We start from the raw sequence: 24,330 nt of genomic DNA, 5'->3' as shown, positions 1-24,330 counted from the left end.
GGGTCAGCCCAAAAGGACACCTGAGCAGGTTGGCATGTCGTAAGGCTCAGGTGTGCCGGTGCGCATGAGTATGGTGGCACTTAGTGCCGCTAAATCGCTGCTAGGAAAGCTGTGTGCAAATAAGCAGTGGTTCAGATGTTGCAGTGACACAGTTGTTGCATTGGTTCAAATGGTTCAAATGGTTCAGTAGTAGCCAGAGCTCAGTAGTCGCAATAGCTCAGCAGTACCAAAGGTTCAGCTATAGCCGCAGTTCGTCAAGTGGTTACGTTGACGCATCAAGCTATCAAGCTATCAAGCTGTCAGGCTTACTGCAGGTAAGCGTTCAGCATCCAGGTTTCTTTCTCTTGCTGACTGATGTAATCGCTCAGTAGTCCGACGGTACCCTCATCACCCAGTTCACTGGCCGTTGTCAGAATCTGCCGTTGTTTCACCAGCAGGGTCTGGTAAGCCGCCAGCACATGTTTAATCGCCGCAGTCCCTTCAGTGACATCCAGTGTTTCACTGATATCAGACAATGCCAGGTATTTTGAGTAACCGTGAACCGGTTGCGAGCCCAGAGTCAGAATACGCTCAGCCAGCTCATCCACCTTCACCACCAGATCGGTATACATCTCTTCAAATTTTGCGTGCAGCTCGAAGAAATCGCGCCCCTTGATGTTCCAGTGGTATCCGCGAACGTTCATGTAGAGCACCTGATAGTCCGCCAGTAGCTTGTTCAGTTCGTCAGTCAGTGCCTTCGCTTCAGTTTTGTTCAGGCCAATCAGATTCTTTTCCATATGTCCTCCGGCTTGTTGCAATCGAATGTGACAGTAAATGCTTATTCCGTATCGGATATGGGATTAGATTACGGTGGATGTGTCTATTTGAGAAATCGATTGAAATTATTGTTTCGATAGGCAAAAACTATGGATGCGTGGGGGAGTGGCGTTAAGCCATCAAAAATTTCGTGCGCAAACAGATGTATGGAAGATCACACTTTTCATCTGAGGCACTGTATGGAAAAGGGGACAATGACACAAATTTATAAACTGGCATTAAAGTTACGGCAGATTGTTCAGATATAGTGACCACTTAGTCACTTATAAGATCAATGAGATAGCACTCGGTTAGGAGGGCTCCTCAAAAAATGATCAATCCACTCAGTTGCATTGGGACACTCAGAATGAAAAGAATAATCCTGCTGGTAGTCTGCGCTATGTTCGGCATTGCCGTCATAGCGAGTATGGCTTCGACTTACTTTATTTCCAGCCAGAAAATCGACGAAATCATATTAAATAAATCTCAGGTTCAGGCTGAATTTCTGGCTGAAAATGCGGCATACATTCTGGAGCATTCTGATCGCCCGCAAGCCGATTTGCAGGCATTGGTTGATTCTCTGAAGCAGCGCTCTGACATCAGCTATGCCATCGTTATTGATAGTCATGTGAAAGCCGTGGCACACAGTGACAAACAAAAGCTCAATAAGGTGTATGACGACAGCTATACCATAGACGGCGCGACCAAAGGTGTTCAGCAGTATTCAAAATGGTATGCCGATGTTCAGAAAGTCTGGGTGTTCGACATCATGTCGCCAATTTATGTCAATGGACAGCTGTACGGGACGTTAGATATCGGTATTCCCATCACGGAAGTCAGCGAGGCGACTAACGGGATCATCACGTATCAGCTGATTTCTATTGTTGCCATTTTCTTACTGTGTGTTGTTGTGCTTTCCGGATTACTGGGTCGACTGCTTAAGCCACTTTCAGTGCTGAAAAATGCCCTGCAGGACATTTCTAAAGGTGATGGTGATTTGACGGTGCGCCTGCCGGTGAAAGGGAATGATGAAGTGGCGCAAATTTCTTCTGCATTCAATACCTTTGTGAATAAAGTCCATGAAATTATCTCGCAGGTGGTGAATACCGGGGTTGAGCTCAACGGATCGGCCTTAGCGCTGCGTCAACAGTCGCAAAATGCGCTGCAACGAGGTCAGGAACAAAACGAGCAAACCATGCTGGTGGTGACCTCGATGAATGAAATGATCGCGACCGTAAACGAAATCGCTTCCAATGCGGCTGGTGCCGCAGATGCAGCCAGCAATGCGAATAACGAAACTCAGTCTGGTTATCAAACGTTGCAAAAATCGACTACGGCGATCAGCAATCTTGAAACCGAAATGAATAATACCTCGAATGTGATTTTGACTCTGGCGGATAAAACACAATCGATTGGCTCTATCCTTGAGGTTATCCGCGGTATTTCAGAACAGACCAATCTGCTGGCTCTGAATGCTGCCATTGAAGCGGCAAGGGCCGGTGACGCTGGCCGTGGTTTTGCGGTTGTTGCTGATGAGGTTCGCAATCTCGCTACGAAAACGGCACAGTCTACGGATGAGATCAATGCGATGATTAATCAGTTGCAGGCGGAAGCACAAAATGCGGTGACGTCGATGGAAAGCAGTAAATCGCTGATTAAGGAAGGGGCGAGCGAAACAGAGCTGGCACGTAAGGCGCTGGAAGAAATTTCCCGTCAGGTCATGACTATTCTGGATATTAATACTCAGGTCGCGACGGCAACAGAACAACAATCCACGGTGGCCAATGAGATTAATATGAACATGGATACGGTCAGTCATTTGGTCAAAGACGGGCTCAGCGCCAGCCAGGAGCTGGAAGTGTCCAGCAAGCAGCTCGCAGAGCTGTCTCAGGTGCTTGACCATCATGTCGGCGCGTTTAAAATCTAGCCGAGCATAAACTTCTGGCACAAACGACCAGGTGTGAATAGCTAAGGCATTTATTGCTAAGGTTTTTATCGCCAGGGGTTTCTCTGGTAACGCCTGCGCTATCGTGACCTGTGCTGGCCTGATGCTTCCGACCCGGAAAATAGCTTTCTGTCTCGCTTACAGGAAGCTATTTTTTTATCATTAACAGAGAGAACACCACGAATATGAACGACGTATTTATGCTGCGCGCATTGGAAGTGTCACGCAATGCACTTCCGCTGTGTCGCCCCAATCCTCCGGTTGGCTGTGTGCTGGTGAAGCAGGGAGTTATCGTTGCTGAAGGCTATACTCAGGCAATTGGCGGTAACCATGCTGAAGTTGAGGCATGTGCGGCTTACACTGGTTCGCTGGAAGGCGTAACGGCTTACGTCACGCTCGAGCCTTGTGCCTTTGTCGGCAGAACACCGTCATGCGCTCATATGCTGGCAAAGAGCGGGATAAAGCATGTTGTGGTAGCCATCCTCGACCCCGATCCAAGAAACAGTGGGAAGGGCATCGACATTCTCAGAACCGCCGGTATCAGAGTGGATATCGGGTTGTGCGGTGAAGCTGTCTCAGAATTCCTGATGCCTTATCTCGGCCACGCATAAGTGCGGCACTGTGCCGTGTCGTGTTGTGCCGTGAAGTGTCGCGCATCATCAATTGCGATGTGTTTCGTATGAGTTTGGCTGGCTTATCAGTAGAACTGCCGATGATTCTTTTAGTGCAAAGAAGTGGAAGGGGAAAAGTATTGATGGGTAATTCTGAACATGGTTATCAGGAGCAGCTACTGTTTATGATCAAACGCGATTCATTCCGGGTCAAAGCGCTCGATTGTGTTTGGCAACTGGGTCTGCCGCAATGTTATCTGGCTGCCGGTTTTGTTCGAAATTTGGTGTGGGATCATCTTCATCAGAAAGAGCATCCAACCGCCCTGAACGATCTGGATGTTGTTTATTTCGACCCAACCGAAGAGTGTGACGTTGCCTATTTAGACTTTGAAAGCAGGTTGCGGAAAATGATGCCTGAAGTCAACTGGCAAGTACGTAATCAGGCGAAAATGCACAGTCGCAACGGTGATATACCTTATACCAGTACGCTTGACGCTTTATCGTATTGGCCGGAAAAAGAAACAGCGGTGGGCATCAGAAAAATCAATCAGCATGACTATGAGTTGATTACCGCATTTGGGTGGGATTCTTTGTTCAATTTGCAACTGACGGCTAATCCCAAACGTTCTCACGCACTCTTTGCACAACGGGTCAGGGACAAACGGTGGCTAACACTGTGGCCGAAATTGCAAATTGTTGAGTCGATGCCTTGAGCGTCAAAAGCCATAACATGTATTCACCGAACAATGTCTATTGCTTCTGTTAGAGTGTGCCTGTCGCCGATAACCTGGCTGACTATTCTGGCGCCAGAATTTCAAAGCACCGGTTTTATCCATGAGCACTCCAGTCTGTCAATTTTCTGCCCGTGTTCTGGAAATAAAAAGATAACCAGATAAAAAGATAAATGGCGCGAATGCTTTTTCACCAAGATCCAACGCTTTATATTTTCGTAATACAAAAAATTGCTCAATATTATAAATTGATGGTTCTTTAGAATAGATTGATTGTTCTTCAGAATAGATTGAATACTCAACCGTAAAGTCTGATTGCGCGGTTGGATATTCCCAGATAAGCGCAAATCAGATTAATTTACCCTCCATATAAATAAAGTCGGGGATGTGGTTTTTTGCGCGCCAATATTTACCTAGCGGCTTTTGCTACAGCTACAGCGATGTTGATACCAGATATATAAGTGATTTGGTGACGCTGTCACTTATTGGGTGGCGGAACGTAATGCGTTTACCTGAGTTAGCCGATTTCTTGATAAGACGGTGCCGAATACGCGCTGACTGGTGCTGGCTGGGTACGGTTTGAATTTAACATCGTTGAGTCTGTTTATTCCCAAGGTCTTGATACCAAAAACAGTGAAGCGAATGCGATTAAATTCAATGCCATGAACCCATGACGAACCCATGACGCTACGTCGAACGGCAAGATGGTGGTCGCTTATGGTAAGCTGGCGAGCGGGAAAAACAGAGTGATACAGCATGCAAATTCCAAAGTCGGTCAACGTTGATGTGGTGACAGCGCTGGGCGCTGAGGCAATCAGACAAACAGCTATCATTCAGTCTTTGTGGGGCGGGTACGGGGAATTGTTTCGAGCCACCCTACAAGGCGGGGCATGGCCATCCGTGATTGTGAAGCATATTCGATTGCCTCAGCCGGAATCTCATCCCCGAGGCTGGAACACACCGGTATCGCATCAGAGAAAGCTGGATTCTTATCAGGCTGAGGTGAACTGGTATCGCCACTATGCCAGTCAGTGCTCTCCCGAAAGTCCGGTTCCGCAGTGCCTGTACGTTTCACAACAGGGGGATGAAATCTTGCTGGTCTTGGAAGACTTACATACCCTTGGTTATTCCAGAGTGCTGAAACAGGCAGATAGACCGGCGATTTTTGCTTGCCTGCGTTGGCTGGCCGAGTTTCATGCCCGGTTTATGGGGCAGGAGCCAGCCGGGTTGTGGCAGACTGGGACCTACTGGCATCTCTCGACGCGTCCGGATGAATGGGAGGCGTTGGACGATCCAATATTAAAAGCGGCGGCTGAGTGTATTGATCGTGCTCTGGCAGATTGCCCGTACCAGACATTGGTACATGGCGATGCCAAACTGGCAAATTTCTGCTTTACACCCGATCACAGCAAAGTTGCCGCGGTTGATTTCCAATATGTCGGTAAAGGCTGCGGGATGAAGGATGTGTGCCTGTTTCTGAGTAGCGTTCTGACCTTTGAGGAAAACGACATCCAGATAGCGGAATATCTGGAACACTATTTCTCCTGTCTGAAAGCAGCTGTCGAACGCCATCAACCAGCGTTAGACGGCGAGGCGATAGAGGCGGCCTGGCGGCCGCTGTACAGTGTCGCCTGGGCTGACTTTCAGCGCTTTGTGAAAGGCTGGAGCCCCGGCCATTGGAAGATAAATCCTTATACTGAAAACCTGACCCGTCTGGGCTTGGAACAGGTAGGGATAAAGGAAAGCCTGAATGCAGGGAGCGAGAGAAGGTCCTGATGATCTGCCGGGTGTTTTTGTGGTGAGATGAAAAAAAGAAACCCACTGCATGGCAGTGGGTTTTTTAGCGAGTCAGCTTAGCGCGCTCGATTGGTGAGACTCAGCCTCAACATCGCGATACTGGCGTAAGGGCTTTCAGGCTGTTTCTTCCAGCACGTCGCCGATGAAGCCACCGGTCTGATGTGCCCACAGCTGAGCGTACAGGCCATTTTTCTCCAGCAGTGCCTTGTGGCTGCCTTCTTCGACAATCTTGCCTTTATCCAGCACGATCAGACGATCCATCTCTGCAATGGTCGACAGGCGGTGAGCAATTGCAATCACTGTTTTGCCTTCCATCAGCTTGTACAAACTTTCCTGAATCGCCGCTTCGACTTCCGAATCCAGGGCCGACGTTGCTTCATCCATCACCAGAATCGGTGCGTCTTTCAGCAGCACCCGCGAGATGGCAATGCGTTGGCGCTGACCGCCGGAGAGTTTCACCCCGCGTTCACCTACCTGAGCGTCATACCCCACGTTGCCGTGTGGATCTGACAATCTCTCAATAAACTCATGAGCATGCGCCTGACGTGTGGCACGTAGCAGATCGTCTTCGGTGGCATCCGGGCGACCATAGAGAATGTTTTCACGGATCGAGCGGTGCAGTAGTGAGGTATCCTGCGTTACCATGCCAATCTGGCTGCGCAGTGAGTCCTGGTTGACGTCGGAAATGTTCTGACCATCAATTTTAATGGCACCGGACTCGACGTCGTGGAAACGCATTAGCAGGTTGACCAGGGTGGATTTACCGGCACCGGAGCGACCCACCAGGCCCACTTTTTCACCCGGTTTGATGGATAGGTTGAGTTTCTCCAGAACGCCTTCTTCTTCACCGTAGTGGAAGCTGACATTGTCAAATTCAATGCTGCCATGATTGACGTTCAGTTTCGGAGCATTGGGCTTGTCCTCAATCGCGATAGGTTTAGACAGTGTCTTCATGCCATCAATAACGGTACCGATGTTTTCAAACAGCGCCCCGATTTCCCACATGATCCACTTCGACATCCCCTGAATACGCAGAGCGATACTGATGGCGACAGCAATCACGCCGACGGTCACAGCCGCGTTCATCCACAGGCCAATCGACACTGCCGCCACGGTAAACAGCAACAGGTAGTTAATGGCATCAACACTCAGGACAAAACAGGTCGCCAGACGCATCTGGCCGTAAACTGTTTTCAGAAAGCCACGCATACCCTGCTCGGCATATTCCATTTCACGATTTGTGTGAGAAAACAGTTTGACCGTTGCGATATTGGTGTAGCTGTCAACGATACGGCCTGTCATTAACGATCGGGCATCAGCTTGTTCTGTGGCGACTTTTTTCATTCGCGGCACGAAATAGAACTGAATACCGATATAAGCTAACAGCCAGGCAAAGATAGGCAGCATCAGGTAAAAATCGGAGTTACCCATCATGATGATCATCGAGGTGAAATACACACTGATATACACCAATACATCGACAAGTTTCATCACGGTTTCACGCACTGCCAGTGCTGTTTGCATCACTTTGGTGGCAATACGGCCAGCAAAGTCGTCCTGATAGAAAGACACGCTCTGACGCAGCAGATAGCGATGTGCCATCCAGCGGATCGACATCGGATAATTACCGAGTAGTGACTGGTGCATGATCATTGAGTGGCAGAATGCCAGCACCGGAATTACCACGATCACCAGAAAGCCCATCATCATGATGGTTGAGCCTTCTTCTGCCCACAGTGTGTCCGGGTTGTGGTTGGCCAGCATATCAACCAACTGGCCCATGAAGCCCAGCAGGGTAACTTCGACAATCGCAACCAGCGCACTGAGTATCGACATGGCCAGCAGGGGAAGCTCAAACCCACGCGTGTAATGACGGCAGAACGCAAACAGGCTGCCGGGTGGCTGTTGCGGTTCCTGCCGGGGAAAAGCCGCCGTTAAGTTTTCAAAAAACTTGAACATATTTTCATCTATCCATTGTTTGGAAAAGCATTCAGACAGGCTCGGTTTTCAGCCTGAAGAGGGTATTCTATCTGACAATTACCAAAGATAAAAAAGTCTTTATTTTTAAATAATTAATAAAGATAAAAACCGGAGTTTGTCCACTTTTATAATAGGGTTTAGTGGCAAAATATTGGTGCTAAATACGAAAAATTGCCATTATGCAGTGTTATTAATATAAGTATTAATTAAATATGAAAGAGTTGATTTAAGGCATTTATTTTACCGCAAAATAACCACATAATACTAATGATAATAATTCCCATATTTATTACGAGTGGTATTTCGAGGTATTTAAACGGATGTCGCCGACAATTCTTCCGATGCAAAGCAAACTTGCCCGCCTGATCAAGCAAACCTGCCAGGCACCTCTTTTTCCCCTTTCGCTGGCTGTGTTGTGTACACCGGTTGTCGCGCAGGCCAGTGAGCAGGCTCAGGCACCTGATGAAACCATCGTGGTAACAGCCTCGGCGCTGAAAGTGGCCACGCCGATGGCAGAATCGCCGACTTCAGTCTCTGTGGTCAATCGGGACGATCTGGACATTCATCAGGTTCAGAAGCTGGATGAAGCATTTCGCTATAACGCGGGTGTGCTGTCGGCGCCATACGGTGCAGATAACGATACAGACTGGTTGAAGGTTCGTGGTTTTGATGCGGCAACGTATCTCGATGGCAGCCGTCTGTTCAAAGACGGTTACTACGGCTGGATGATTGAACCTTATGGTCTCGACAGGGTTGAGCTGCTCAAAGGCCCGGCCTCTATCCTTTACGGTGAGGCACCTCCGGGTGGGGTGATTAATGCGGTCACCAAAAAGCCAACGTACGAGCCGCGCGGGGAAATTAATGTTCAGGCTGGCAACAAAGACCACAAACAGGTTGGCATTGATGTTTCCGATTCGGTGAATGGCCGCGATGATATGCGTTTTCGTATCGTGGGTATGTTCAAAGACGGCGACGGTGAGCTGAACGGCACGGAGAACACCCGTTACTACTTCGCGCCAAGCCTGGTGATTGATCTTTCTGCCGATACCACGCTGACCCTGCTGGCCAGCGTGCTGTATGACGACGGAGTGCCGACCAACGGTTTCTTCCCGGCGTACGGTACCTTGATTGACACGCCGTTTGGGAAAATCGATCCAAGCACTAATCTGGGTGAGCCGGATTATGATCGCTACCGTCGTACTCAGGTCTCTCTGGGCTACCAGCTTGATCACCAGATTAACGATACCTGGGAGTTCGCTCAGAACGCCAAATACGGTTACAACAAGTTGTTGCTGCGCAGTACTTATGCTTTCCCGAGCGATTCATCGACTACGCTGCAACGCGGTCTGGTTTTCCGCGATGGTGATACCGAAAGTTTCACCGTGGACAACAAAGCGGTAGGGCGCTGGTATAGCGATTATACCGAGCAGACTCTGTTGCTTGGCCTCGATCTGCAATCGCACCGCAACAGTGGCAAAGAGCTGGACAGCTACAGTTTCGGCACCATTGATGCGTTTGACCCGCAATACGGCAACTTTACCCCGATTGACCCGAATACGGCGATTGATCGCCGCATCAGTAAGCAGCAGGCGGGTTTGTATGCCCAGTATCAGATGCGTTTGTATGACCAGTGGGTAGGTATTGTTGGCGGCCGTTTTGATTACGTCGAAACACAGAACAAAAACGGCACGGCCGATACCCGCGAAGCGCGTTACGACAGCGAGTTTTCGCCGAATGCCGGTCTGATGTACCTGGCTGAGAATGGTATGTCGCCTTATGTCAGCTACTCAGAATCGTTTGAAGTGCTGACCACTATCGACACAGCCACGAACGAACTCTATAAACCGCTGAAAGGCAAGCAAACCGAAGTCGGTGTGAAATATACGCCAGATGCGTTTGACGGTTACATCAACCTGGCCTGGTTTAATCTGGAAGAGGAAAATGCGCTGGTGACAAACCCGAACACCTGGGTGAAAACCCAGACCGGGGAAGTGAAGTCTAAAGGCGTGGAGCTGGAAGGGGTCGGGTACATTACCGATGACCTGAAACTGACCGCCAGTTACACCTATACCGATGCACGTACTGATGAAACCTACGGTAGAGGCAAACAGCGTGCCGGGATGATTCCTCGTCATATGGCTTCGGCATGGTTTGACTATGATTTTACCTCAGCAGGTCTGGAAGGCTTCCGCCTGGGCAGTGGCATTCGCTATGTCGGCACGACGGTGGACAATCCGGCGAGCAGTCATCGTCAGGTCGCAGCGTACACCCTGTGGGATGCGGTGGCGCAGTATAACATCAACCGTGCATGGCAGGCACAGCTGAACATCAACAACATCACCGATAAAGAGTATGTATCGAGCTGCGATTACTACTGCTACTACGGTGAATCACGCCGCGTAGTGGCCAGCCTGAATTACCGTTGGTAATGCACTTCAGCGCGCCGATCATATCTGGCGTTAATGACTAAGCCGAGTCGGGTGTTTTGCCCGGCTCGGCTTGCCTATTTCAGTAACAGCCTTTTTGGGGAAGACTGAACCATGTTTGAACTGAATAATATACGTATGCATCGCGATGGCCGGGATATCCTGGCTATCGAGACACTGAACATCAAAAGTGATGCCTTGACGGTGGTACTTGGCCACAATGGCTCCGGAAAATCGACGCTGGTGAATCTGCTGTCGGGTCAGGTAGCTCCGGATGCCGGTACCGTCAGCCTGAACGGGCACATTCTCACTGATTTGTCAGCTAAAGGACTGGCCCGCGAAATCGCATTCTTGCCGCAGAAACTGCCGGAAGTAGCCGGACTGACCGTCCGGGAGCTGGTTCGGCTAGGGCGTTTCCCGTGGCGGGGTACCTTTGGTCGCTGGCAGAAACAGGACAATGACATTATCAACGAGGCGATGGCACAGACCGGGACATTGCCTTTTGCTGATAGTCTCGCGGATCAGCTGTCCGGCGGGGAGCGCCAGCGGGCATGGGTCGCGATGTTGCTCGCTCAGCAGTCGCCGGTATTAATTCTGGATGAGCCGACCTCGGCGCTGGACATCAGTCATCAATACCAGCTGATGGCATTACTGGCCGACCTCAATGCCCGTACTGGCTGTGGAATTATCGTGATCCTGCACGATTTGAATCTGGCACTGCGTTATGCCACGGACATCGTGGCGCTGAAGCAGGGCCGAGTGGTGTTTAACGGCCCGAGCCGCGAGATGCTGAGTGAAGCGCAGCTGTCTGAACTGTACGGCACTGACATTAAACTGATTGATCATCCTGTTCCGGCGGCATCGTCACAATCCAATAAGGTAGCCGTGGTATGTTAATGCTTACTTCTCTATTTTCCTTCGCAGGCTCGGATTCAGCCTCAAAATCAGCCGGTGGACCGCGTTCTTCATGGTTATCTGTGTCGCGGTTTTTCCCGTCACGGATTTGGCTGAACCGGTACATCAGGGCTGCGGTGATCGGTACGGGCTGTCTGATGAGCCTGCCGGGCGTCGCTGCTATCACTGTGACAGACAGCCGGGGACAGCATGAGCTGCAAACTCCGCCCAAACGCATTGTTGCACTGAACTGGGATCTGGCAGAGCAGCTGCTGGAGCTGGATGTTGTGCCGGTTGGCGTGCCAAATATCAAAGATTACGGCGAGTGGGTGGTCAAGCCTGCGATGCCTGATGGGGTGGACGATCTTGGCACCCGCGCTGAGCCGAATATGGAAAAGCTGGCCGCGCTGAAGCCGGATTTGATCCTGGCGGCGACCCCGCAAAAAGACCTGATCCCGCGTCTGGAAAGCATCGCGCCAGTGCTGTATTACAGCACTTACAGTAAAGAGACCAACAGCGCCGAAATGGCGATTCAGAACTACCGCTACATCGCAGAAGCGGTGGGTAAATCCACGCTGGCGGAGCAAAAATTGGCCGCGATGGATGCCCGTTTTGCAGAGCTGAAAACCCAGTTGACCACGGCATTTGGTGAACCGTTGCCAAAAGTGGCGGCGATGCGCTTTGCCAACAAGACCTCGGTGTACATCTACGGTGAGAACTCCACCACCGAATACGCGTTGCAGAAGCTGGGCTTGCAAACGGCCTTGCCGCAGCCTGCGACGGAATGGGGCATTGTGCAAAAGCGGATTACCGATTTGCAGCATGTCGGCAATGGTTATGTACTGTATTTTGAGCCGTTTAATGATGCCGAGGCATTGAAGAAATCTGTACTGTGGAAAGCGATGCCGTTTGTACGCCTGAATCATGTTAACAGTGTGCCATCGGTCTGGAATTATGGCGGCGCGATGTCGATTCGCTATATCGGCGAGGGAATGGCACAAAGCCTGCTGGAGATCGCACCGAAATAATGTCTCGTTCAATGACTTATGTGCCATTTCTGACGCTGGGCCTGGGCCTGGGCCTGGGCCTGCTGGCTGCAGGTAGTCTGCAAATTGGCAATGATGTAACACTGGCTCGACAGATTGATTTGCTGTTTGGTACACCGGCGGAAGAATTTGCCGATTTTGCTTTTGTTTACGCTCAGTTGCCGCGAATGGTGATGGCAGTGATGGTGGGCGCGATGTTGGGGCTGGTGGGCAGCCTGATGCAGCAGCTGACCCAGAATTCACTGACCTCGCCGCTGACGCTGGGAACCTCCTCCGGTGCCTGGCTGGCGCTGATTATTCTGAATGTCTGGTTTCCTGATAATGCCGCCGATTTGCAGGCACTGGCGGCGATGGTCGGGGCGATGTCGGCGCTGTTGTTGGTCATTACCATTGCCGGGCCGCGTAATATGACCGGTTTACCACTGGTACTGGCCGGAATGGTGGTGAATATCCTGTTGGGTGCCTTGGCGACAGCCATCATTCTGCTTAACGAGCAATATGCGCAGAATGTGTTTATCTGGGGAGCCGGTGATTTAACCCAGAATGGCTGGGAGTGGGTGCAATGGCTATGGCCGCGGCTGACAGTGTCGGTGCTGATCCTGCTGTTCGCACCGCGGGTACTGACGTTGATGCGGTTAGGTCATCAGGGAGCAGCAGCCCGCGGCTTGAACGTGATCCCGATGTTTATCCTGCTGATCGGGCTGGGATTGTGGCTGGTGGCGGCTTCAATCACTGCGGTAGGCGTGATCAGTTTTATCGGGTTGTTGACCCCTAACATAGCTCGCGCAGTGGGGGCTCGTACTCCACGTACTGAGCTGTTGGTGAGTATGTTTCTCGGTAGCCTGCTGCTCCTGCTCACTGACAGCGCTGCCCTCTGGCTGAGCCAATGGACAACGGATGCTCTGCCAAGTGGCACAACGGCTGCTGCTATCGGCGCACCGGCGCTGATTTGGTTTGCCCGGCGCAAACTCAAAGCGCAGGATCAATTGTCGATCAAACTCCCGCCAAGCCGTGATCGGCTGGCAACCGCAACGCTTCCTGTGCTGGGTCTGATGATTATCGGGCTGGCGGCGCTGAGCCTGACATACCATCCCGCCGAGTCGGGTGCTTCTTTTGCGTTACCGGGGGACTATCAGTGGGCACTGCGCTGGCCGCGGTTGCTGACTGCAATGTGTGCTGGTGTCGGGTTGGCCCTGGCCGGGACCATTTTGCAGCGGCTGATTTATAACCCGCTTGCCAGCCCGGATATTCTCGGGATCTCTGCAGGGGCGACGTTTGCCCTGGTGGCCAGCAGTATTTTTCTCGGCAACAGTATCTTTGCCGCCGGATCGCTGACTGCATTTATTGGCAGTATGGCGGTACTGGCTGTGATTTTGCTGCTGGGACGACGCCATCAGTTTGCCCCGTCCAGTATGATTCTGATTGGAATTGCCGTCAGTGCGCTGATTGAAGCACTGGTCCAGTTTGCCCTGGCTCGGGGAACGGAAGACAGCTACAGCATCATCAGCTGGCTGGCAGGGTCAACCTACCGGGTAACGCCGGAGAAAGCCCTGCTGTTGATGGCCGTAGTGGCTGCTCTTACAGCCTTCACGCTGGCGACATCCCGCTGGTTAACGCTGATTTCCGCCGGGCGGCAGTTTGCGGCTGCACGAGGGCTGAATGTGCAACTGACCAGTGTGATTCTGCTTGGTGTGGTGGCGCTGCTGTGCGGATCGGTGACGGCGACAATGGGGCCGGTGGCCTTCATCGGATTGCTGGCGCCTCACATGGCAGTGATGCTGGGGGCAAAAGTGGTGAAGTCACAACTGACGGTGGCGGCGCTGGTGGGAGGCTGCTTGATGGTATTTGCTGACTGGTTGGGGCAAGTGATGCTGTACCCTATGCAGATCGCTGCGGGTACACTGGTGTCTGTGATAGGTGGCAGTTACTTCCTGTTGCTGCTGATCCGGGGGCGTAGCCACACCTGATTGGGTTTCTGAAAGCTTTACCTTGAAACCTGCACCTGAACTTGTATCTGAAACCTCGACGTCAAGTGTTTACGTCGTGACGTTACAGACAATGGCTCCGTAAGACGGAGCCATTTTTTTATCCTGTGACACAGGTTGCAGAGCAGTACTATGTCAGTACTACGATTTCAGTACTACTATGTCAGTACAACCCGACAGCATAGCTCGGCAACACAATCCGAAATTCTGCAGAGGAAACGGGGCTTAGTCGCTTAAACCGGCGTCGGATGCCACCCCTTTCAGCCAGTGGCAGAAGGCATCAATCGCCGGGTTGGTATGGTGCTGAAACAGATAGTATCCGGCTTGTGCAGGCACCGGCTCAAACGGAGAAACCAATGAGCTGCGTGTTCCGGATGTTGCTTGCTCTGGTGTTTTCACCTGAGTTTGGACTTGGGATGGACTGATCAACGCCCGTCGAGCCATGGCAATACCCAGCCCGGCCTCTGCGGCAGCCATTGCCATATCGGTTCGGTTGAAATAGTGCCCCTGGGTGTTTTCGTAGGCCCAGCCCTGACTGTCAAACCAGAAACGCCATTCATCGTCTTTATCGGCTCCCTGCCACGGCATCGCATCGTGCAGCAGGGTGACATTCTGCCAGCTTTTAGGCAGATGCCAGTCAGCGCCGGAAAAATAATCCGGGCTCATCACCGGTACCAGATACTCTTCCATCAACAGTTTGGCCTTTGCCGGTGCATTGGCAGACTGGCAGTAATCAATGATCAGATCGACACCGGAATCTCGGTGATCAACCAGCGCGCCATCGGCAAAGGTCAGTACCTTGATGTCAGGATGCAGGCGATAAAAATCCTGTAATCGCGGCACCAGCCATTTAAATGCAAACGACGGTGTGAGCTTGAGCCGTACTTCATTGTTCTGCGAGGGCCCTTGTAACTGCTCCAGCACTTTTTCGATGGCTTCAATGCTGTTATTGACCACCATATACAGCTGTTTCCCCTCCGGCGTCAGGGTCAGGCCGCGCGAATGGCGTTCAAACAGAGTTAAATCTAACCGCTGTTCTAACAGCTTGATCTGCTGGCTTAATGCCCCGGTTGTCAAATGCAGCTGTTTCGCAGCCTGAGTCAGGCTTCCGTGACGGGCTACGGCCTCGAAGGTTGCCAGTCCGGCGAATGTGGCGCTTTTCATGTGTCAGACGAATTCCTGATAGATTTTATGGGTTTGTTTGACTGACTCGGTAAGACAAACAGAATCCGGATTTTAAAGGTTTTAGAAAAACTAAATACTGCTGTTAAATAATATCGATTGTTAGGGAAATGTAAATCCCGCATTCTTCACTCGTTTTCATTTATACCAATAAGAATCAGCCATAAGTGAGGAAAGGGATGGAAGTTATCGTATTAGGTAGTGGCGTTGTCGGTCTGACATCAGCCTGGTTTTTACGTCAGGCAGGTCACGATGTGACTGTGATCGACCGTCAGCCACGCAGCGCAGAAGAAACCAGTTTTGCTAATGCCGGCCAGATTTCTTACGGCTACTCATCGCCGTGGGCTGCTCCGGGTATTCCGACCAAAGCGATCAAATGGCTGATGCAAAAACACGCGCCGTTTAAAGTACAACCTTCAGCGTCACCTGAGCTGTACCGTTGGGCGGCACAAATGTTGGTGAACTGTAGCTACCGTCACTATCAGGTGAACAAATCACGTATGCTGCGCATCGCGAACTACAGCCGTGACTGCCTGATTGACCTGCGCAAATCACACGATCTGAATTACGAAGGCCGTCAGCAAGGTACGCTGCAGGTGTTCCGTACCGAAGCTCAGCTGGAAGCTGTGAAGAAAGACATCGAAGTACTGGCTGAAAGCGGCACGCGTTTCGAAGAAATGGACGTGGCGGGCTGTATCGCTGTGGAACCAGGTCTGGAAGGCGTGAAGCACAAGCTGGTGGGTGGTCTTCGCTTGCCTGACGATGAAACGGGTGACTGCTACCTGTTCTGTCAGCAACTGACTGACATGGCTGAAAAAGCCGGTGTGAAATTCCTGTTCAACACACAAGTTGAGCGTCTGGTGGAAGAAAACGGTCAGATCCGTGGCGTTCACACCGACAAAGGTCTGCTGAAAGCTGACAACTATGTTGTTGCAATGGGCAGCTTCTCACCGCAGCTTCTGTCACCAATGGGTATCAAACTGCCGGTTTACCCTGTTAAAGGTTACTCACTGACAATGCCTGTTACCAATGAAAGCGAAGCACCGGTTTCAACGGTAATGGATGAAACTTACAAAGTGGCCATGACACGTTTCGATGACCGTATTCGTGTTGCCGGTACTGCAGAGCTGGCTGGTTTTAACTACAACTTGCCACAGAAGCGTAAAGAAACCATCGCGATGGTTATCAGCGACCTGTTCCCGAACGGTGGCGATATCAGCAAAGCGGAATACTGGACTGGCCTGCGCCCAATGACGCCGGACGGTACCCCAATTATCGGTAAAACGCACATCAAGAACCTGTACACCAACACAGGTCACGGTACTCTGGGCTGGACGATGGCGTGTGGTTCTGCTCGTCTGCTGGCTGACATCGTGAGCGGTAAGCAAACGGATATCGACTCAACAGGTCTGGATGTATCTCGTTACGCTAACTAAGCTGACGGGGTATTAAGAAGCTAACGAGGTTAATGTTGCAGTGATGCGTCAGTGGTATTCGCTGATGCATCATATGAAAGTAGCTTTTGAGTAGCTTTTGAGTAGCTTTTGAGTAGCTTTTGATCGTAGCTTCTATCTCGTCCGTGATAACGACCATACAAAAAAACGCTGGTTACCTTAACCAGCGTTTTTTTATTTTTTGGCAGGCAAGAATCAGCAATTGCCTTTCTTGGCTTGGCCCGGAGGGCAGAAGCCGCCACCGTGGCTGTGTGGACCGCCGTAATCACGATCATTGGTGGTTGCGCGAATATTAACGCCGTCAACTTCACCTTCAACATGTGTCAGTTGGCAGCCTGTGGTTGTCAGCACCATCAGCATTGCTGCAAACATCGCCATTTTTTTCATTGTCATTACCTGTAATGGATAAGAGCCATTGGTTTCAGTATGTTGTCAGCACATATTGTAAACGGTGATCTTCGCCAGAAATGTCAGGGAAATGTCAGGGTGAATCGGCACCAGTAAGAGGCAGATTGCCCATACGTTTTGACGTCAATGTAGTAAAATTATTAACACACCCGTCAATATCGAAATGTCAGGAGGCCGAAATGATTCGGGTCTTTTACATTAGCGATGACTTAGACGACCTTGAGTTAGTGGAATATGAATTAGAACTGAGCGGGATAGGCTCTTCACAAATCCACGTACTTACCGACAATGATGCCGAGGTTGCCAGCCATCATCACCTGCATCCGGTGAAATCTTTTTTGCGCAATGATGTGATTCATTCAACGGAAATTGGAGCTGTTATTGGGGTAGCCGCTTCCGGGCTGATTTTATTTTTTGCGTATATGTCAGGCGTGACCGACACCGTAGGTTGGTTGCCGTTTATTATGTTGGCAATTGTTGTACTGGGATTTATTACCTGGGAAGGCGGGCTGTTTGGTTTTCAGGAGCTGCATTATCAGTTCAGGAAATTCAAGCAGGTGCTGAAATCCGGTCGCCATGTTCTGATGGTGGACGTTGAGCCCGAGCAGGAGTTGACGCTGGCGAACGTAACGCTGGCGCATAATAAGCTGCAGCCTGCCGGTACCGGTAAATCGCCACCGCGATGGTTGGTCTCACTGCATAACCGCTGGGACAGGTTTCTGCATGTGATGCCGTAAAGTAGATAAGTAGATGTGACTGGTGAGCCAGACGTAATTCGTAGTTAGAATTAATTGTTAGATAGAATTAATTGTTAGATAGAAGTAATTGTTAGGAGCCGTTGATTGTTAGAATCAACCAGATTACGTACAACGAGCTTACAAATAGAAACTCCCCCTGCTATTTGCTGGGGGAGTTTTTTGTGGGTTCCGCGAGGTCATTCCGGATTTCTGACGTTTCTTCTAATATCGACTTCATCTCGAATATCGATGACGGCGATGATATCGACAATGCCTCTGATATTAAGTGTCAGAGTGAATTCAGCTAAGAGTGTTCAGCCTGATAATGTTGTAAAGAAAAACTCGCGGAGCTGGAAAATGTAGTCAGCTTCAGTCGCCATGAGGCCGATTAATACCAACAATACCAGCGGCGGCAGAAAGATCGTATAAACCAGTGCCAGCCTTTCCCAGCGCATGTGCATGAATACTGCAGCGATCAGCCCGGCTTTCAGTGCCATAAACAGCAGGATCAGGCTCCAGCGCAACAACCCTTCCAGATGAAAATAATCCACCAGGTAGGACATGGTGCTGAGAAAAAACAGCATCAGCCAGACCTTCAGGTAGATGCCAATCGGGTGTCGCTGCCCCTGAGCGGTGTGGCCGGAACCTGTTTCGGTTGGCGAAGTGGTATTGTACATACATCCTCCTTGCTGCCGGACTGGTTTAACATTCGATGAAAGCGGGTATCACCACAGATAGAACAACGCGAAGATGAATACCCAGACCAAATCTACAAAGTGCCAGTACAGACCAGCAATTTCGACGATTTCGTAATTGCCCCGCCGCTCATAGTCACCCCGTAACACTTTTAAGGCGACGGTTAGCAGATAAATGACCCCGACACTGACATGTAACCCATGAAAGCCAGTGATCATAAAGAAACTGGCACCAAACTGGGCTGCACCGCTTTCATTCCCCCAGGGACGGAAACCTTCTGCAATCAGTTTGCTCCATTCAAAGGCCTGCATGCCGACAAAACTCATGCCGAGCAGAGCAGTGATCACCATCAGCAGGGCAGTCATTTCCCGCCGTTTCTGATACCCGAAATTCACCGCCATCGCCATGGTGCCGCTGCTGGTGATCAGGATAAAGGTCATGATGGCGATCAGGATCAGCGGTATCGACTGTCCTCCAATGGTCAGGGCGAATACTTCACTGGGCAACGGCCAGGGATCTGTGGTGGTCATCCGTACTGACATATACCCGACCAGAAAACAGCTGAAGACGAAAATATCGCTGAGCAGGAAAATCCACATCATGGCTTTCATGGGCGAGATGTGAAATACCGCCTTATCACCGGCATAATCTTCAATAATGGATGCCCACTGACCGTCGTCGGGCAATGTGTCTGTGGTAACCGTACGGGAGGCAGGTTCATTCATAATGGGAATCCTCAGGTAAAGCGCAGCAGTCCGAGCAGAAACAGCCAGACGAACAGCAGAAAATGCCAGTAGCGGGTACACAGTCGAAGCGCCGGGTTCAGTTTGTTACGCTGACCGCGAAAGGCTTGCCAGACCACCCAGCCAAGGGCGAGCAGGCCGCCCAGCACATGCAGTCCGTGCATACCGGTTAACAGATAAAAAAAACTGCTGGCCGGATTGCTGCTGACTCCCAGTCCGCTGTCTATCAGAGACTGCCAGGCCCATAACTGTGAGGCGATAAATGCCAGTGTAAACAGGACGGTCATCCTCAGCAGGGTAATGCTCGCACGAAGAGAAGGCAGTAGGGTTGATTGGCGGTAGCACAAATGCATGGTGATACAGCTCATCACCAGCATGGCAGTGCTGATGCCAAGCTGCCACGGTTCATTGAGCGTCTGCCAGTCAGGCAGGGTCATGCGTATCCGGTAAGCGGCGGTAAACAGCAGAAACATCACGGTTATGACCATCATGAGTACCCACAGTCCGGTGGATGCGGGAGGTGTGATGCCGCGTGGGATGTACCGCGCATCCGGGTCTGTGGTCAGCGTCGCCAGTCGCATTGTTACTTCGGGCTTAGACTGCGGTGAAGATGCCGGTTTGGAATCGGGATTGGCCATCATCGCTCCTTATTTGCTTTGACGGGGGTATCCGGGCCACCCCCTTTTGAAGCTGCAGTGGGGGATTCTGGCTCAGGACTTTCCGTAACGGGGTGTTGCGGTTCTGTCTGCGGAATGAAGTCTCGGTCATGACCCGGCACGCTGAAATCGTACGCCCAGCGATACACCACTGGCAGAGAATCGCCCCAGTTGCCGTGGCCGGGTGGGGTTTGTGGTGTGAACCATTCCAGTGAGGTGGCTTTCCACGGGTTACTGTCAGCGACTTTGCCGTATTTTCGGCTCCAGAACATGTTAAACAGAAAAATCAGCTGGCCCGCGCCGACAACCAGCGCCGCAATGGTGATGAATGCATTCAGACTTTGGGCAGACTCCGGAATAAAGGTGTAATTCTCATAGGCGTAATACCGGCGGGGCATGCCCATGATGCCGAGGTAGTGCATCGGAAAGTAAATGGCGTAAGTGCCAATAAAGGTGATCCAGAAGTGGATATGTCCCAGTGCCGGATTGAGCATGCGACCGGTGACTTTGGGATACCAGTGATAGATACCGCCGTAAATCACCAGAATCGGGGAAACCCCCATGACCATATGGAAATGTGCCACCACAAAGTAGGTATCAGACAGCGGAATATCGACCACCACATTACCCAGGAACAGTCCGGTCAGCCCCCCGATAATAAAGGTGCTCATAAAAGCAATGGCAAACAGCATCGGCAGGCTGAGATGAATATCACCGTTCCACAGTGTCAGCAGCCAGTTATAGACTTTGATTGCAGTGGGAACGGCGATCACTAGCGTTGTGGTCGCAAAAAAGAAACCGAAATACGGGTTCATCCCGCTGACATACATATGGTGCGCCCACACAATAAAACTAAGCGCTGCAATACCCACAATGGCCCACACCATCATCCGATAGCCGAAAATGTTTTTTCGGGCATGAATACTGATGAGATCAGACACAATCCCGAACGCGGGCAGGGCAACGATGTAAACTTCAGGGTGGCCGAAGAACCAGAAAAGGTGCTGGAACAGAATCGGGCTGCCGCCGCCGTAATCGGCCTGTTGTCCCATGGAAATGACGGCGGGCATGAAAAAGCTGGAGCCCAGCAGTTTATCGAACAGCATCATGATGGCGCTGACCAGCAGGGCAGGGAACGCTAATAAAGCCATCACAGATGCGGTAAATATTCCCCATACTGTTAGCGGCAGGCGCAGCAGCGTCATACCCTGGGTACGCGCCTGCAAAACCGTCGTGACATAGTTCAGGCCGCCCATCGTCGCGGCAACGATGAAGACCGCCAGAGAAATCAGCATCAGCACGATGCCCCAATCGGTACCGGGTGTACCGGGTAAAATGGCCTGAGGCGGGTAAAGCGTCCAGCCTGCGCCGGTCGGGCCGCCAGAGACAAAAAAGCTGGCAACCAGAATCAGTGACGCAACCAGATAGAACCAGTAGCTCAGCATGTTGAGAAACGGGAATACCATGTCTCGCGCGCCAACCATGAGTGGTATCAGATAATTCCCAAATCCGCCTAAAAATAGGGCCGTCAGCAGGTAAACCACCATGATCATCCCGTGCAGGGTCAGTGACTGGTAATAAGTATGTACATCAATAAAATCAAATTGGCCGGGAAAGCCGATTTGCAGACGCATCAGCCATGACAGCACCAATGCGATAAAACCCATCGCGATTGCGGTCAGCGAGTACTGAATCGCAATCACTTTATGATCCTGACTCCAGACGTATTTTGTCCAGAAGGACTGGGGATGAGCTTTGGGGGCATAGTCACTGGTGTCAAACATTACTCGGCTCCTTCTGACTGGTTACTGCCTGTCGGTTCCCCGGAAGGCGGCGGAGCAGAAATCGCTTTGATATAGGCAATCAGGGCATCCACTTCCTGATCGGAGAACTGGTAAACCGGCATAATACTCGGAAACCCTTTGACGATTTCGGCACTGGCATTGAGGATCGACTTTCTGAGATAGGCGTCATCGACCTTGACGTTCGTGTCGTCCGACAGCGTTTCGGTTTTGCCGTATAAGCCTAGCCAGGTTGGTCCCACGCCGGGTTTACCGTCCAGACTGTGGCAGCCGATGCATCCGTTCACTTCAGACAGTGTTTTGCCCATTGCCACAAGATCGGTTACTTCGCCAGCCTCTTTAGGCTGCTGCGTCTGGGCAAAGGTTGGTTGTTGTGCCAGCCAGCGGCCGAATGCCGCATCGTCTTCAACCACGACCCGGCCTCGCATGTTGAAGTGGCCGACACCACAGAGCTCCGCACAGAGGATGTCAAAGGTGCCGCGTTGGGTCGGGGTAAACCAGAAATGGCTCACGGTGCCGGGCACCAGATCCATCTTGGCGCGAAACTGAGGAACGTTGAAATCGTGCAGCACGTCTTTGGAGCGGAGCAGCACCTTATACGGGGTATAAAGGGGTAAATGCAGTTCAGGGCTGACGATGATTTTGTCATCGGCAGAAGCCGGATCATTCGGATCCAGCCCCAGCGGGTTGCCGGGGGAGACAAAACTGATACTGGATTTTCCCAGTTGATCATCGTCGCCGGGAAAACGAAAGCTCCATTTCCATTGCTCCCCCACAACTTCAATGATTTTAGCGTCGTCCGGCACACTGACAAATTTGGCGTAAACGAACAGGCCCGGAGCCAGCAGGCCGATAATCCCTATGGTAGTCAGTCCTATCAGCCAATGTTCCAGGCGTTTGTTATCCGGCTGATAAGAGGAAGTGTGGCCTTTACGATGGCGAAAGCGAATCACTAACCAGGCGATAAGCAGGTTAATGCCGATAAAAAACGCCCCGGTAATGACAATAGTCAGTGTCAGGGCGTCATCAATTTCCCCCCAGTTTGAAGCAGCAGGCGTTAACCACCAGGGGCTGAGGAAGTGGAATGCGATTGAAGCTATGACAATCACAATCAGGGCAATGGCAATTGCCATAGGCACAAAACCTCGCACAAGCCAGCTGTGTCCTTGGCAATGAGCCTTATGATTAACCGGGAACCCCTAAAGTGACATAACCCAATGAGCAGTCAGGTAATTTATGTCTAGCTACATAAACAAATAATGGTAATATCCTGTTACATTTTAGTGGGCGTTTGCTGTCATCGCGAGATAATCAGCAAAAATAAAATTGTTCACTAAGGTGTGTTGGCCTTTCAGGATGGCGCTTATCAGGGCCTGTCGGGATGCTTTTCTACTGAACGATTTTCCGCCACGAAAGGCTAACTGGCCCTATGGTTAGAAACAGTAATATCGATAAATATTGAGGTGTCTGGTGGCTGGAGCAAGTTTATTAACCCTGTTAGATGACATCGCAACGGTACTGGATGATGTCGCAGTCATGAGTAAGGTCGCGGCGCGAAAAACAGCAGGGGTGTTGGGTGATGACTTAGCCTTGAACGCACAGCAAGTGGCTGGTGTCCGGGCTGAACGAGAAATTCCTGTCGTCTGGGCAGTGGCCAAAGGGTCGTTTCGGAACAAGCTCATTCTGGTGCCGGCAGCCTTGCTCATCAGTGCCTTTGCGCCTTGGCTGATCATGCCGATGCTGCTCATGGGGGGGCTGTTTTTGTGTTTTGAAGGCTTCGAAAAGGTGCTCGAAAAAGTGCTGCACCCTGCTCGCCCTGAAGAGTCTGATCAGTTGGAGATGATGGATGCGGCTGAGGATCTGGTTGAATTCGAACGCAATAAGATCCAGGGGGCAATCCGTACGGATTTTATCCTTTCTGCTGAGATCATCGTGATTGCCCTCGGGACGGTGCAGGAGGTGCCTATTCTGACCCAGGTGCTTGTGGTCAGTGCTATTGCTATCGTTATGACCATCGGAGTTTACGGGCTGGTGGCCGGCATTGTTAAGCTTGATGATCTCGGGTTGTATCTGGAAAAACGGAGTGAACCGGGAACGTTTAAGCGTGGGATCGGCAACAGCCTGATAAAATCAGCACCATATCTGATGAAGACGCTGGCCGTTGTGGGCACTATCGCCATGTTCCTGGTCGGGGGAGGTATTGTGGTGCACAGCATGCCACACTCGCACATTATTCTGGACCATCTGGCTGAGCGGGCATCGGTGGTGCCGGGCGGTAGCTGGATGTTACCGGCGTTTGTTAACGCGGCTGTGGGTCTGTTTAGTGGGGCTGTTGTGTTGGTGGTTGTTAAGATGTTCAGCCGTCTGAAATCGACGTTCGTGGCGGCTAAATAAGTACAATAAAACTGATTCAATAACCTCTATCCAATAAACAAGGCGTTC

The 24,330-nt window shown here is 51.1% G+C and carries 20 protein-coding genes; 11 read left to right on the top strand and 9 right to left on the bottom strand.

Annotation, left to right across the window (positions count from 1 at the left end; translation table 11 throughout):
- Positions 1-305: 305 nt before the first annotated feature.
- A complete protein-coding gene (locus FH974_RS23385) occupies positions 306-776 on the bottom strand; it encodes a Dps family protein (RefSeq protein WP_207103813.1) in 471 nt (156 codons plus the stop codon).
- A gap of 386 nt (positions 777-1,162) precedes the next feature.
- Between FH974_RS23385 and FH974_RS23380 the strand changes: the two genes are divergently transcribed.
- From FH974_RS23380 to FH974_RS23365, 4 genes are all read left to right on the top strand, one after another.
- Positions 1,163-2,722, top strand: a complete 1,560-nt coding sequence (locus FH974_RS23380) for a methyl-accepting chemotaxis protein (protein WP_207103812.1) — start codon at positions 1,163-1,165, stop codon at positions 2,720-2,722.
- Between the two features lie 203 nt (positions 2,723-2,925).
- The gene (locus FH974_RS23375; RefSeq protein WP_207103811.1) at positions 2,926-3,351 is read left to right on the top strand and encodes a bifunctional diaminohydroxyphosphoribosylaminopyrimidine deaminase/5-amino-6-(5-phosphoribosylamino)uracil reductase RibD; all 426 of its coding nucleotides are present in this window, start codon (positions 2,926-2,928) and stop codon (positions 3,349-3,351) included.
- 143 nt (positions 3,352-3,494) lie between these two features.
- A complete protein-coding gene (locus tag FH974_RS23370; RefSeq protein WP_207104258.1) occupies positions 3,495-4,064 on the top strand; it encodes a nucleotidyltransferase family protein in 570 nt (189 codons plus the stop codon).
- A 774-nt stretch (positions 4,065-4,838) separates the two neighbouring features.
- On the top strand, positions 4,839-5,858 hold the full coding sequence (locus FH974_RS23365; protein WP_207103810.1) for a phosphotransferase: 1,020 nt from the start codon (positions 4,839-4,841) through the stop codon (positions 5,856-5,858).
- A gap of 135 nt (positions 5,859-5,993) precedes the next feature.
- On the opposite strand, the gene FH974_RS23360 is transcribed toward FH974_RS23365, so the two are convergent.
- Complete coding sequence (locus FH974_RS23360) at positions 5,994-7,838, bottom strand: ABC transporter ATP-binding protein (RefSeq protein WP_207103809.1); 1,845 nt, start codon at positions 7,836-7,838, stop codon at positions 5,994-5,996.
- A 341-nt stretch (positions 7,839-8,179) separates the two neighbouring features.
- On the opposite strand from FH974_RS23360, the gene FH974_RS23355 reads away from it, so the two are divergent.
- The 4 genes from FH974_RS23355 (at position 8,180) to fhuB (ending at position 14,192) form a co-directional block, all read left to right on the top strand.
- Positions 8,180-10,288, top strand: coding sequence for a TonB-dependent siderophore receptor (locus FH974_RS23355; RefSeq protein ID WP_242551917.1), 2,109 nt, complete (start codon positions 8,180-8,182; stop codon positions 10,286-10,288).
- A gap of 111 nt (positions 10,289-10,399) precedes the next feature.
- Complete coding sequence (locus FH974_RS23350) at positions 10,400-11,182, top strand: ABC transporter ATP-binding protein (RefSeq protein ID WP_207103808.1); 783 nt, start codon at positions 10,400-10,402, stop codon at positions 11,180-11,182.
- Between the two features lie 104 nt (positions 11,183-11,286).
- A complete protein-coding gene (locus FH974_RS23345; RefSeq protein WP_479724824.1) occupies positions 11,287-12,207 on the top strand; it encodes an iron-siderophore ABC transporter substrate-binding protein in 921 nt (306 codons plus the stop codon).
- Positions 12,207-14,192 (top strand): Fe(3+)-hydroxamate ABC transporter permease FhuB, encoded by a 1,986-nt coding sequence (gene fhuB, locus FH974_RS23340; protein WP_207103807.1) that lies wholly within the window; start codon positions 12,207-12,209, stop codon positions 14,190-14,192. The genes FH974_RS23345 and fhuB overlap by 1 nt, the downstream gene beginning before the upstream one ends.
- A 243-nt stretch (positions 14,193-14,435) precedes the next feature.
- Here the strand turns inward: fhuB and FH974_RS23335 are convergent, their stop codons facing one another.
- On the bottom strand, positions 14,436-15,374 hold the full coding sequence (locus tag FH974_RS23335) for a LysR family transcriptional regulator (RefSeq protein ID WP_207103806.1): 939 nt from the start codon (positions 15,372-15,374) through the stop codon (positions 14,436-14,438).
- Positions 15,375-15,571: 197 nt separating this feature from the next.
- Between FH974_RS23335 and FH974_RS23330 the strand changes: the two genes are divergently transcribed.
- On the top strand, positions 15,572-16,828 hold the full coding sequence (locus tag FH974_RS23330) for a D-amino acid dehydrogenase (RefSeq protein ID WP_047886179.1): 1,257 nt from the start codon (positions 15,572-15,574) through the stop codon (positions 16,826-16,828).
- 213 nt (positions 16,829-17,041) lie between these two features.
- Here FH974_RS23330 and FH974_RS23325 read toward each other — a convergent pair whose 3' ends face one another.
- Positions 17,042-17,233, bottom strand: coding sequence for a hypothetical protein (locus tag FH974_RS23325; RefSeq protein ID WP_047886178.1), 192 nt, complete (start codon positions 17,231-17,233; stop codon positions 17,042-17,044).
- Between the two features lie 200 nt (positions 17,234-17,433).
- On the opposite strand from FH974_RS23325, the gene FH974_RS23320 reads away from it, so the two are divergent.
- A complete protein-coding gene (locus FH974_RS23320) occupies positions 17,434-17,991 on the top strand; it encodes a hypothetical protein (protein WP_047886177.1) in 558 nt (185 codons plus the stop codon).
- Positions 17,992-18,305: 314 nt separating this feature from the next.
- Here the strand turns inward: FH974_RS23320 and FH974_RS23315 are convergent, their stop codons facing one another.
- Genes FH974_RS23315 through FH974_RS23295 form a run of 5 tightly spaced genes read right to left on the bottom strand, consistent with a single transcriptional unit; the run spans position 18,306 to position 23,021 of the window.
- On the bottom strand, positions 18,306-18,668 hold the full coding sequence (locus FH974_RS23315) for a cytochrome C oxidase subunit IV family protein (RefSeq protein WP_047886176.1): 363 nt from the start codon (positions 18,666-18,668) through the stop codon (positions 18,306-18,308).
- Positions 18,669-18,716: 48 nt separating this feature from the next.
- On the bottom strand, positions 18,717-19,412 hold the full coding sequence (locus FH974_RS23310) for a heme-copper oxidase subunit III family protein (RefSeq protein WP_084712628.1): 696 nt from the start codon (positions 19,410-19,412) through the stop codon (positions 18,717-18,719).
- An 11-nt stretch (positions 19,413-19,423) separates the two neighbouring features.
- Positions 19,424-20,068: a cytochrome c oxidase subunit 3 gene (locus FH974_RS23305; protein ID WP_242551915.1), complete on the bottom strand. Its 645-nt coding sequence runs from the start codon at positions 20,066-20,068 to the stop codon at positions 19,424-19,426.
- Positions 20,068-21,870 carry a cytochrome c oxidase subunit I gene (gene ctaD / locus FH974_RS23300; protein ID WP_047886175.1) on the bottom strand — a complete coding sequence of 601 codons (1,803 nt, stop codon included), beginning with the start codon at positions 21,868-21,870 and terminating at the stop codon, positions 20,068-20,070. Before ctaD ends, FH974_RS23305 begins: the two co-directional genes overlap by 1 nt.
- Positions 21,870-23,021 (bottom strand): cytochrome c oxidase subunit II, encoded by a 1,152-nt coding sequence (locus FH974_RS23295; RefSeq protein WP_047886174.1) that lies wholly within the window; start codon positions 23,019-23,021, stop codon positions 21,870-21,872. Before FH974_RS23295 ends, ctaD begins: the two co-directional genes overlap by 1 nt.
- 337 nt (positions 23,022-23,358) lie before the next feature.
- Between FH974_RS23295 and FH974_RS23290 the strand changes: the two genes are divergently transcribed.
- Positions 23,359-24,282 (top strand): DUF808 domain-containing protein, encoded by a 924-nt coding sequence (locus tag FH974_RS23290; RefSeq protein ID WP_047886173.1) that lies wholly within the window; start codon positions 23,359-23,361, stop codon positions 24,280-24,282.
- Positions 24,283-24,330 lie beyond the last annotated feature (48 nt).

Origin of the sequence: Photobacterium ganghwense, assembly GCF_017329545.1 — a bacterium.
Classification (GTDB): Bacteria; Pseudomonadota; Gammaproteobacteria; order Enterobacterales; family Vibrionaceae; genus Photobacterium; species Photobacterium ganghwense.
The sequence above is the reverse complement of the archived record's forward strand: the minus strand, read 5'-3'. Positions and strand labels throughout refer to the sequence as shown.